This is a genomic window from uncultured Agitococcus sp., assembly GCF_937920075.1.
Classification (GTDB): Bacteria; Pseudomonadota; Gammaproteobacteria; order Pseudomonadales; family Moraxellaceae; genus Agitococcus.
The window spans coordinates 1-11,561 of sequence record NZ_CALETI010000460.1; the positions used below are offsets into that span (position 1 = coordinate 1).

The window sequence follows — 11,561 nt, forward strand, 5'->3', positions numbered from 1 at the left end:
GATTATTATCGACTCACTGAACCAAGAAGTTTAAATGATAGTGTATTTGCAAATGGCCAACCTTGGAATACTATTAATGATAAAGGGCAGTGGTATCCTAAATTGGCTGTTGTTTCAACAAAAGCAGCTTTCTCAATGTGGGTGTTATGGAAAACCGATTACACGCAACAATTAATGAAAGTCATAGAGGCTCTCTATGATAAAGATAGAGGATGGTATGAAGGGCGATATGAAGCGAGCGGTGCTTATGAACGACAAATGACCAGTTATACCAATGCTATGGTGTTAGAGTCATTGTTATATAAGGCTAAAGGGCCTATTTATCGTCACGTTAATCAAACTAGACATTTTAATCAGCGATTGGACAAAATATATGCACGTCCACAACAATGTTTCCCTCAAGAGCGACCTGTTTGCCCATTATAAAAATAAGTTGCGAGATGTAGCTTTTATCTTGGCTTTATCACTTAATATATCGCTTAGTCATGCCGCTACCATTAGTAATAATGATTATTATCAAACAGGTTGGGCATTTTATCGTGCAGGACAAACCGCAGAAGCAGCAAAAACATGGCAAGCTTTAGCCAGTAGTAGTGAACAACAAAGTGACGAACAAAAAAAACAAGCGGCTTTGTCGGCGGTATTTGCCACGGTATTGTGGCAAAATTTAGAAAACCCACAAGCTTATAATACATGGTCAGATGCGATTAGATTATATTTGGAAGCTAACAGTTCTTGGGAGCAAGAGCGTGTCATGCTCAAGCAACGTATTGCCACAGTCAGACAAGCATTGCAACAATTAAGTGGCGATGTAGTGCCAACTATTGAGCCATTTATGTCGGTTTTATTAGAAATGGACAGCCGATATGGTTTAACAGAGTTTCAAACTCCAAAATCTGGTCTTAAATTAACGAATCCAGATAGTCTTTTGGAGTTGAATCAGAATTTTTTAGCCTCACCACCTGTGGTAATTAATGAAGAAAATGTGTCTTTAACAACGACAGTAGATTCTAGCTCTAGCGAAATGCAGCCAACTTCACCGCAAGGAGAGAGTAATAATGAGCAAACAGTGCAAACATTAACGAATCAACAACATTTTGCAGTGGATACTCAGTCCGAAACGGTGAAGCCTACAAATGACCAACAAGATAAATCAGACAAAGAACAAGCAAATAACGAAAACAATACTCAAACTTTGCCTGTAGAGGCAGAAATAGAACTCGCTACCCCAGAACGAGGCCATTTAATTAAGCCAGAAGAAACCAATGTTAACGAAGTCAATGTTGAAGGTACTGCTTTTCAACGCCATGTGACACCAATTCCCGAAGAATAACACATTAGCAACTTACTTGATTCTGAGTACCCGATATTCAAGGTCTGCAATAAACATAGCTACTTGCTTTTCTAACTCGGCAAAAGTTTCGTCAATCTCTGTGAATTGTTGTTTTTTACCCATTTCACAAAGTTTATCCGCAATTTGTTCAACGAGAGGACGGCCAAAATTAGCAGATTCTCCCTTTAATTTATGGCTAATTAAATATATTTGTTCCGCATTGCGTTGTACAACCGCTTGTTTGAGTAACTGCATCCGTTCAGGGTTTTCTTTGATAAAAACGTGCGCTAATTCCGCGACAAAACTAGAATCACCACCCATATTTTCTAGGGTTAATTCATAATCAAAACAAATAGTGGGGATAGTATCTGTATTCATATCAATCTTGTTACGCTGTTGTGGAGGGAATAAACTTAAAACTCGCTCAATTTCAGCCTTGAGTTCATCAACCATAATCGGCTTGCTCACATAACCATCCATGCCTTCTGCTAAAAAGCGTTCTCTATCACCTGTCATGGCATGTGCTGTCATGGCAATAATAGGAATATGAGGATGATTTTTTTCTTCACACCAATGACGAATATGATGTGTAGCAGCAATACCACCCATTGTTGGCATCTGAATATCCATCAATATTAAGTCAAAACAATCGCTATTCACGGCGTTTACTGCTTCTAAACCATCTTTTGCTAAAAAGCATTGATAACCTAATTTGTCTAATAAACGAATAGCAAGTTTTTGATTAATAGTGTTATCTTCGGCTAATAAAATATGTAGTCTATCTGATATTTCCATATTGGTGATAGGCTCATTAGTAGGTAAGGTTCGAACACGTTGAGGGCGAGGTGAGTGTGCTGTTAATGAGTTATTTTTGTTATCAGCCATTTGTAATTTATGTTTATCAACTGTACCTAAGACGTGCAATAAACAATTATACAATTCTGATTGATCGATTGGCTTTGATAAAAAGTCTGCAATACCTAAACTTTTTAGAGTGTTAGAGTCTGGTGGGTCAGCAATCGAGCTGAGCATGACCAAACGAGGTGAGCCGAGTTTTTTTTCACTAATAATGTCTTTGGCTAAACTAAACCCATCACGATCAGGCATTTGTGCATCAAGTAATACCAAATTAAAAGGTGTTCCTTCTAAGGCATGATCGACCATTTTCATCATTGCTGAGCGTGCATCACCCACCACAAAAGGATCCATGCCAAAATTATGCAACATATCGTACATTAAACGGCGATTTGTTGAATTATCATCAACAACAAGTACAGGTAGTTTTTTGAGCGTATCAGGCGTTACAGGTGAAATTTCTCGTTCGTTGCCAATGGTTACTGGGATGCTAAAACTAAACTCACTGCCCACGCCCATTTGACTTTTAACCGTCAGTTTGCCACCCATTAACTCAATCAATTTAGATGAGATAGCTAAACCTAAACCTGTACCACCGTATCGACGTGTAATGGAGCTATCACCTTGAGAAAAAGATTCAAAAATTTTATCCAGTAAATGTGACTCTATACCAATACCTGTATCACTTACACAAACAAAAAGTTCATTTTGTTGATTCGTATGGCAAGTAATGGTTATCTTTAAGCCGACTTCACCTGTCTCGGTAAATTTAATCGCATTACCTAATAAATTAATCAGCACTTGGCGTAAGCGATTGGCGTCAGCAATCAGAGAAACTGGGACTTGATTTTGTATGTCACAAGTTAGCTCTATACTTTTCTCTTGAGCGCGTAAAGCTAAGGGGCGTAATGTGTCTCTAATCAGCTTTCTAATATTAAAGTCTGTAGGATCAATCACCATTTTGCCTGCTTCAATTTTAGAAAAATCTAAAACATCATTAATCAAGCCCAATAATGACATTGCTGATGAAGAAACCATTTGTAAATATTCTTCTTGTTCAGCATTAATAGGGGTGTCTAAACAGAGTTTAGTCATGCCAATAATGCCATTCATCGGGGTTCGGATTTCGTGGCTGACATTAGCTAAAAAGTCACTTTTAGCCTGATTACTGGCTTCAGCCGCTTCTTTTGCTTCAATAATGGCAGACTCAGCAATCTTACGGGCATTAATGTTAACCATTGTGCCAAGACAACGTCTTTGAGTAGAGTCTTGATTTTGAACTTTACCTTGAATTTGTACCCAAATATATTCGCCTGATGAATGGCGCATTTGGACTTCAAGATTTAAATAGTGGCTAGATTTGGTGATTAATGCACTAATTTGTTGTTCAAATATTGAGGTATGATGGGGATGTAAATAATCATACCAAAGTGCAAAATGATTATTTTTAGAGGGATTAATATCTAATAAAGCAAGCCATTCTTGACTAAAATAAATAGAGTCGGAATCAATTTGCCAATCCCATAAACCAATTTCTGCACTAGCGATCGCCAACTGGAAACGTTCTTCGGATAATTTAAGTACATCACTTAACTCTTGATAAGAGTTGACTAAATTATTTAACAATGTGGAAACGGAGTCTAGTCGCTCATCTAGGCCGTTATAGTCCACACCAATTTTTTTGGATAGGCGTTCAGCCAATTGTTTAAGATTATTAATGGTTTGTTGTTGCAGTGCTAATTCATTAGCCAAGCGTTGATTTGCCCAGTTAAGCTCTTGCGAACTAATTTCTAAGCTCCGACTGCGTAATTCTAAATCTCGTTCAGATTGTTGATAAGCTTCATCAACTTGTTGTAAAAAGCTACTAAAGTTACTTAGCAGCTTATGTGTTGTAGGAGAGGTGGTATGGTGCTTTAAGTCGCTCAATTCTTGAGATAGATCATCTAAGTTTGAAACATCTTGTATATCAAACAAACGACGTAGCTGCCTTTTTAACAGTTTGGTCTCAATCATGACTCACTCAAATAAGTAATAGTCATCGTTTGATTATGTAGTTTACAATCTGTGGTATTACTAAAAGGACTAATTTCTCCATTAGAATAAAAACCTGTGATGATAGTTTCTTGGCCAAAAATATCACTTACGGCATCGACTTCTTCATCAATACGTCCGCCAATTAACAATTTTCGTCCTACACAACTTACTAAAATGGCTAATCCTGCTTGTTGATGTTGACGTAAAGAGTTGACTAAAATAGCAGCTTGTTCAGCACCATCAATTAAGGCATCTGTAGAGGCGTGCATTAATTGTAAATAGCCACCATCAATTAAATCACCCGCCAAAATCAAACTACCTTCTGCCTCATTAACGCCCAAAATGGTACGAATAATGCCAACATCATTGCCATCAGCACTAAGCATAGAAAAAGGAAAGAGTAAACCTGAAGCAGGCAATTTATCGGCATAATCACCCAAATAGCGTTTATAAAGCTCTAGTGCTGGTTTGCCATCAAGCTCGTATAAAACATTGCCAATATGTTTAGTAATTCGTCGTGTTGTGCCAAAACCTTTCCAGCCACCAAAACAAGCAGAGGTTAATTGGATATGAGTCCCATAAAAACCAAGTGCTAAAATATCCTCAGTTGAGCGGTGTTCTCCGTTTAAAATAAAGGTTCGGCTAAATTGGCCACTGTCACCAGCTAAACCACCACTAATGACGGTTTGGCTTGGTAATTGACTTTTTAAACCTTCAATTAAGGCACTACCATTAATATTAACGCCTTGGCCAAATAGTAAAATATTATTGAGTGAGTGATTTTGTAGTTGTTGTGCCAAACGTAGTCCAGCGTCAAAACTATCATCCATTGATTTGAGAGAGGTTTTGACTAAAACAAAATCAGGATGATCAAAATATAGTGCCGTGAGCACCACACTATTGTCTAATACACCATCTTGATAAATTTCGCCTGCTGTTGAACAGCCAATTAACAAAGCTTCATTAAACTCAGTGCAGAGTTGTTTTATAAATGTGTCATGTTCAAAATGGCTAATTGAAGCAAATACCAAAACCAGTTGAGGTTTAATACTCTTTAATTCGGCAATTTGGCTTGAATTAAGTTCAAAATTATTGGTATAAATTTGTTTAATATTCATTTAGTTTTTATAATCCATTAGCAACATAGGCTCGAGGAATAAGCAAGAGATAAACTTATTCTGTATAACATTTGAGTCTATATTTTTTGTAAAAAGTGTCAAGCCAGAGTTATATTTTTATCAAACTTGATATAAAAACGATTTACTTTGGATAGAGTCTGTTTACGTTTTGGGTGTGAGCTGGGTTGTTGCCCCTAAATATTTATATACAAAAGCAATAGAGTGCGCTGATAATGACAAATAAATCAATGGTGTTAATGTTGTCGATATTGTTGATGGCTTGTCAAAACCAAGCTATTAGACAAGGGCCAGCCCCAATTATTCCTAAAGGTCAGCCATTTGTAGAAAAAGACTTTGATGAAACAATCGCAATTACACCGCCACAATATATTTTCCCGATTTCTCCACGACTATCACTCATCCCTGATTTTGATTTTGATGGTGTTAATGATGAAATAGATCAATGTTTAGATACACCATCAAATGTCAAAGTAGATCAAAAAGGTTGTACTATTGACCCTGATGACGATAAAGACGGCATTAAAAACTCTGTAGATAAATGCCCTAATACACCTGCTAATAGCAAAGTTGACGACAAAGGTTGTCCGATTGATGGTGATGACGACAAAGATGGCATTAAAAACTCTGTAGATAAATGTCCTAATACACCTGCCAATACCAAAGTTGATGACAAAGGCTGTCCGATTGATGGTGATGATGACAAAGATGGCATCAAAAACTCAAAAGATAAATGCCCTAATACAGCTACAAATACCAAAGTTGATGATAAAGGCTGTTCTTTAAGTACTAATACAGGCGGAAATAGTAATAATTGGACAGGTAAGCCTAGTGGCGGAAATAGTACGAGTTATAGTGGGGGTGGGGCGGCTGCACCAATTAATGTCACTGTTACTAACAATAACTATGTCAACGGTATTAATCAAAGTGATAAAGATCAAGATGGGATTAATGATGATGAAGATAAATGTCCAAGTACCCCATCAAACACTAAAGTTGATGTTAGGGGCTGTCCTGTCAATGTTGTCATTGATGATGACTTAGATAAAGATGGTGTCAAAAATGCACAAGATAGTTGTCCTAATACTCCTTTAGGAACTAAGGTTGATGCTAAAGGATGTCCATTAGTATTGTTAGAAGATGTAGAAATAAAACTTAATGTGTTATTTGCCACAGATAAAGCCACTATTGTTGATAACGCCTTTGTTGATATTTTAAAAGTTGCAGATTTTATGCGTCAGTATCCCAATGTCACGGTTGTTATAGAAGGGCATACTGACGACAGAGCGAGTATTGCACATAACCAAAAACTATCACAAAGACGTGCAGAAGCTGTTCGTAGAGAGCTAATTCGTTTTGGCGTTGATGCTAGACGTTTGTTAGCGATTGGCTATGGTGAATTGAGACCAATAGCGGATAATACAACAGAGCAAGGTCGCTTACAAAATAGAAGAGTGGTTGCTGTTGCCAAAGCTCAAAAACAATAAAATAGGAGAAAAAAATGCCGTTTCGTAATAGAGTAGTGTGGATTACAGGTGCATCGAGTGGTATTGGTGAAGCATTAGCCTATGAGTTTGCTAAGCAAGGTGCAAAGTTAGTGTTATCGGCACGGCGAGCAGATGTTTTGCAACAAGTAAAACAACGCTGTGTAAATTCAGAAAAACACATGATTATTGCGTTTGATATGACAGATATAGATCAATTATCAACAGTAGTAACAGAAGTTGAACAACAAACTGGAGGGGTTGACCTATTAATTAATAATGCAGGGGTTAGCCAACGTAGTTTGATTAAAGACACCAGTTTGGCTGTTGATCGTACCTTAATGGAGATGGATTATTTTGCGCCTGTTGCATTAACAAAAACTATTTTGCCTTATATGTTAGCACGCAAACGTGGTCGTTTGGTGGCGGTATCTAGTATTGCAGGTTTAGTTGCAACACCAATGCGTTCAACCTATGCAGCAGCAAAACACGCCATAGCCGCATTTTATGACGCATTAAGAGCAGAAGTTTATGATAAAGGAGTATATGTTAGTGTGATTTATCCGGGTTTTGTCAAAACCAATATTAGCTATGCGGCTTTAACAGGTGATGGTTCACCACAAAATAAAATGGATGAAGCTCAAGATTTAGCCATGTCACCACAAGAGTTTGCAAAGCAGGTAGTTAAAGCCTTAGCAGAAGGTAAAGAGCACATTATTATTGGCGGCTTAAAAGAGAGATTGGCTGTCTATGTTGATCGAGTATCACCCACAGCAATTCGTTGGCTAATGAGAAAAGTGAAAGTTGTATAAAAGGAAGCGCGGGAGTTTATGGCTCCCGCGTTTGCACCTTTTTATATTATAGTTGTTGTTTCACTGCGACTTATTGTTGTTATATCGCTTATCTGACGCTTTTTATTGTTATTCGTCAGTTCTACTTGATGACTTTCAATCTTTCGATTGCTGTCACTATTTAGAGCTAGTTGCATTTGTCATCCTGACTACACCAGCATTATTATCGTTATCTATTGTTGTTATTATCTTGCGTACAATTTGTTGTTATGTGTTACGCAAATAATATATTGCATAGAGTGTGCCAACTTTTTTAAATGAGTATTTTGGGCGATAAATATACATTGTGTTGGTTTTTTGAGCTTTTTGGCTTTTGTAAATGTTACTTTTAAATAAAAATCAGGTAACAGTAACATCTTGACAATGTCAAAGTAACGATTTGTTAACAATAGGTAACGCAAAGTAACATTTTAACATCTGCAAAAAATCAACAAAAAATTAACTGTCGCTAGTTACAAAGCTTGATAGCTCAAATATTATCTAGCTCGTATAATTAGTTTGTATTTAATGTTATTTGGGAATATCGCCATGTTGGCTAATTTTGATAAACAGGCATCTAAGGCCAAAATAAAAAAAATCTTTTTACTATCTTCAATATGTTTACTAACTGCTTGTGGCGGTGGTGGTGGCGGAGACTCGTCACCATCAACCAATAATAATACTAATAACAATAACAATAATAATTCTGAGCTTAATCAAGCACCAACTAATGTTGCTATTAAAAAAGCAACAGCAACTAGCTCTTCAGAAGTACAAATTGAATGGGATAGTGCCAGCGATGACAAAACGATTGCCACTGACTTAAGTTATGAGATTCATCTCTCTGAAGGTGGCGATTTTACCGTGAGTGACTCAACACGTAAATTTTCGGGTAAAAATGTTTTAAACGCTGCAATTACAGGCTTAAAAGCACAAACAGCTTATCAAGTTAAATTAATAGCTATAGATAGCCAAGGGCTTAAAACTATTAGTTCTGCAAAAACAGTGACGACTTTAAATGAAAGCACTCCACCGATTAATCAAGCTCCAACCAATGTATCTTTGGCAAAAGTAACAGCGCTAACAACAACGAGTTTGTCTATTGAATGGGCAGCGGCTAAAGATGATAGCACCTTGCCAGAAAAATTAGTTTATGAAGTGCATATAACTGAGGGAAAAGCAGACTTTCAGCCAAGTTTAACAACACTTAAAAAGACCTTATCAAACACACTAAGTACACAACTTGATGAATTAAAAGTACAAACTGATTATAGTGTTAAGTTGTTAGTAAAAGATGAGCAAGGTTTGTCTACTAGTAGTCAAGTGTTGTTTGTGACAACACTAAAGGCCGATAGTGTCGCAGTTGACAAAATAAATGATACGGGCATTACCATATGCGCTAATGACAACACAATTTTTAGTCAATGTAATGTGACAAATTTAGGTGGCTGGTTTAATTGGCAACAAGATGGTCAAATTGGTAGAGATGCCTTGGCGGCTCAAAAACAATTAAAGAAAATAGGGATCGGGGTTGCTGGATTTGATTTTAGTAAGTTAGGTATCAAAGGTGAGTTATTATTGGATAACGCAACAATATGGTCTTGTGTCAAAGATAATTTAACAGGCCTGATTTGGGAAGTTAAAACTAATGATAAGGCTAAGGCTTTGCGAGATACACAAAATACTTATAGTTGGTATAACACGGATGCCACATCAAATGGCGGTTTCGTTGGAAAGCAACAGTCCAATAACACCTTAGATTATACAAATAAGGTAAATCAATCGGCATTATGTGGTTTTAGTGATTGGCGTTTACCCTCACGCCAAGAATTAGAATCTATTCTTGATTATGGTCAAACAACCCTAGCAACTGTCGATAATAATTTGTTTTTGAATATGCAGCGTAAGTCTTATTGGACATCTACAACAGTCGCCGTGTCACTTGCAAGTGCTTGGGCTATAAACTTTGCAGATGCGAGCGATGGTCAGCATAGTAAAAGCAATATGTTCCCTGTTTTGTTGGTACGTGGTGGGCAATAATTTGTAGGGGCTGTTGACGTTTTGATTGTGGTTGCTCAGACGCAAAGCCTCAACAGACCCTATAGTAAAATAATCATGAAATGGTGAAAAAATGATAGGAATTAAAAGAACGATTGGTTTATTGATGTTATTAAACATATATCAGTCTGCTATTGCAGATTGTGTTTCATCAATCAAGCAAAGTGCGCCTGACTCACGTTATCAACTACAAAATAATAATAAAGAAGTGAAGGATTTAAAAACAAATCTAATTTGGCAGCGTTGTGCAGTTGGGCAAAGTTATTCTGGAACGGCGTGTGTGGGTGGCGAATCCCTACACACATGGGCAAGTGCCTTACAGTTTGCGGCTAATACAGGAAGTGGTTGGCGATTACCCAATATTAAAGAGTTAAAAACTTTGATAGAAGACTCTTGTTATGATATGGCAATTAATCAAAAGTTCTTTAATGATGGTATGGTTAAAACAACGTATTGGACAGCATCACCTAATAGCGATGATAGCAATAGTGCGTGGAGAGTTAATTTTGATGATGGCGTTGCGCGTCCTGAGCTAAAAACAGAACTATTTGCGATACGTTTGGTGCGTAATTAAGAAAAGCATTTTGTGATGGTGCTTGACGAGCTTATGAATAATTTGTTACAAGAGTGAAAATAGAGCATTTGCACTAAATAAATTTTTTTTGGTGCATTGTTTACAAAAAGCAATAAAAAAGTGCAAAAAAGTTTTGCAAAATATTATTGACATCGTTTTTGAATGTGTTACAAATTGTGTCATAGATGTGTGGTTGAATTAACAGTTACAGTGAATCAATTTTGTCCTAATGCATTGTAAGTGTCCCACACCATTATAAAACCAAGAGGGGATTAGATATGAAGCGTCAATTATTAGCTGTTGCCATTGCTGCTGCGACATTATTACCACTGACTGCACAAGCTGCACCAACTGTTTATGGTCGTTTGAATTTATCTGTTGATTATATGGATCAAGATTTAGGTGCTGGTGTTGATGGCAAAGTATGGGAATTAAACAGTAATTCTTCTCGTATTGGTGTTAAAGGTAACGAAAAATTAACCGAAGAATTTACCGCTGTTTATAAAGCGGAATGGGAAGTTCAAGGTGATATGGCTGGTGGTAAAGATTTAAATGCTCGCGAACGTTATTTGGGTTTAAAACACTACCAATGGGGTACAGTGCGCTTGGGCAATATTGACTCTCCATTAAAAAATGCTGAGGATGATATTGATGTATTTAATGATAATACAATCTTAGATATGGATAACTATGCGACGGGGCAAATGAGATTGGAGAATTCTATAAATTATGTATCTCCAAAATTTTTGGATGTTTTTGGAGTGAATTTAACATTGCAGCCTAGTGAAGGTGCTAGTAATGAAAACCATATTGCTGACGCAATTTCTACTGCATTAAGTTATGAAGACGATAATTTATATTTATCTTTTGCAATGGATAAGGATGTTACTACTAAATTGCCTGAGTTGGTTGTTGAAGTTGCTAATGAAGTTGCTAAACTAGTAGGTAATGTGCCTGTAGCGGCTACATCATACTCAGAAAAGCGTGATACCATGAGGTTTAATGCACGTTATAAGCTTAATGATTTAACTATCTCGACAATGTTTCAACAATCAGAAGCGTCTAATAATTTAAATACAATCGCCGCTAAAATGGATGAAGAGCTTTTAATGTTAAGTGGTTCGTATAAGATGGATGCCGTTACTGTACGTGGACAGTTCAGCATGGTTAATTTTGATGCAGGCAAAAACTTTATTGGTACAAGTAGTGATGAAGTGGATACCACTTTAATAGGTGTAGGTATTGATTATAATTTTA

9 protein-coding genes are annotated in these 11,561 nt (G+C 36.8%); 7 read left to right on the forward strand and 2 right to left on the reverse strand.

From position 1 onward, the window contains the following. The coding region (locus tag Q0212_RS15600) for a DUF3131 domain-containing protein (RefSeq protein ID WP_297927212.1) at positions 1-426 on the forward strand (426 nt) is incomplete at its 5' end. A gap of 28 nt (positions 427-454) precedes the next feature. Continuing rightward, positions 455-1,333, forward strand: a complete 879-nt coding sequence (locus Q0212_RS15605) for a hypothetical protein (protein ID WP_297927214.1) — start codon at positions 455-457, stop codon at positions 1,331-1,333. A gap of 12 nt (positions 1,334-1,345) precedes the next feature. Here Q0212_RS15605 and Q0212_RS15610 read toward each other — a convergent pair whose 3' ends face one another. Both Q0212_RS15610 and Q0212_RS15615 read right to left on the reverse strand, forming a co-directional pair. After that, a complete protein-coding gene (locus Q0212_RS15610; protein WP_297927216.1) occupies positions 1,346-4,201 on the reverse strand; it encodes a response regulator in 2,856 nt (951 codons plus the stop codon). Continuing rightward, positions 4,198-5,340: an FIST N-terminal domain-containing protein gene (locus Q0212_RS15615; RefSeq protein WP_297927218.1), complete on the reverse strand. Its 1,143-nt coding sequence runs from the start codon at positions 5,338-5,340 to the stop codon at positions 4,198-4,200. Before Q0212_RS15615 ends, Q0212_RS15610 begins: the two co-directional genes overlap by 4 nt. A gap of 233 nt (positions 5,341-5,573) precedes the next feature. Here Q0212_RS15615 and Q0212_RS15620 point away from each other — a divergent pair, with 233 nt between their 5' ends. The 5 genes from Q0212_RS15620 to Q0212_RS15640 form a co-directional block, all read left to right on the forward strand. Beyond that, positions 5,574-6,845, forward strand: a complete 1,272-nt coding sequence (locus Q0212_RS15620) for an OmpA family protein (protein ID WP_297927220.1) — start codon at positions 5,574-5,576, stop codon at positions 6,843-6,845. Positions 6,846-6,859: 14 nt separating this feature from the next. Further along, the gene (locus Q0212_RS15625) at positions 6,860-7,654 is read left to right on the forward strand and encodes an SDR family oxidoreductase (protein ID WP_297927222.1); all 795 of its coding nucleotides are present in this window, start codon (positions 6,860-6,862) and stop codon (positions 7,652-7,654) included. Between the two features lie 567 nt (positions 7,655-8,221). Further along, positions 8,222-9,712, forward strand: a complete 1,491-nt coding sequence (locus Q0212_RS15630) for a DUF1566 domain-containing protein (protein WP_297927224.1) — start codon at positions 8,222-8,224, stop codon at positions 9,710-9,712. Between the two features lie 91 nt (positions 9,713-9,803). Beyond that, positions 9,804-10,304: a DUF1566 domain-containing protein gene (locus Q0212_RS15635; RefSeq protein WP_297927225.1), complete on the forward strand. Its 501-nt coding sequence runs from the start codon at positions 9,804-9,806 to the stop codon at positions 10,302-10,304. Positions 10,305-10,582: 278 nt separating this feature from the next. Beyond that, a partial coding sequence (locus tag Q0212_RS15640) for a porin (RefSeq protein ID WP_297927227.1) occupies positions 10,583-11,561 on the forward strand: 979 nt, incomplete at its 3' end.

Bases quoted from the DNA above. Each gene is read 5' to 3' on its own strand.
- Q0212_RS15625 (WP_297927222.1), top strand. From the start codon at position 6,860: ATGCCGTTTCGTAATAGAGTAGTGTGGATTACAGGTGCATCGAGTGGT.
- Q0212_RS15635 (WP_297927225.1), top strand. From the start codon at position 9,804: ATGATAGGAATTAAAAGAACGATTGGTTTATTGATGTTATTAAACATA.
- Q0212_RS15630 (WP_297927224.1), top strand. From the start codon at position 8,222: ATGTTGGCTAATTTTGATAAACAGGCATCTAAGGCCAAAATAAAAAAA.
- Q0212_RS15620 (WP_297927220.1), top strand. From the start codon at position 5,574: ATGACAAATAAATCAATGGTGTTAATGTTGTCGATATTGTTGATGGCT.
- Q0212_RS15615 (WP_297927218.1), bottom strand. From the start codon at position 5,340: ATGAATATTAAACAAATTTATACCAATAATTTTGAACTTAATTCAAGC.
- Q0212_RS15610 (WP_297927216.1), bottom strand. From the start codon at position 4,201: ATGATTGAGACCAAACTGTTAAAAAGGCAGCTACGTCGTTTGTTTGAT.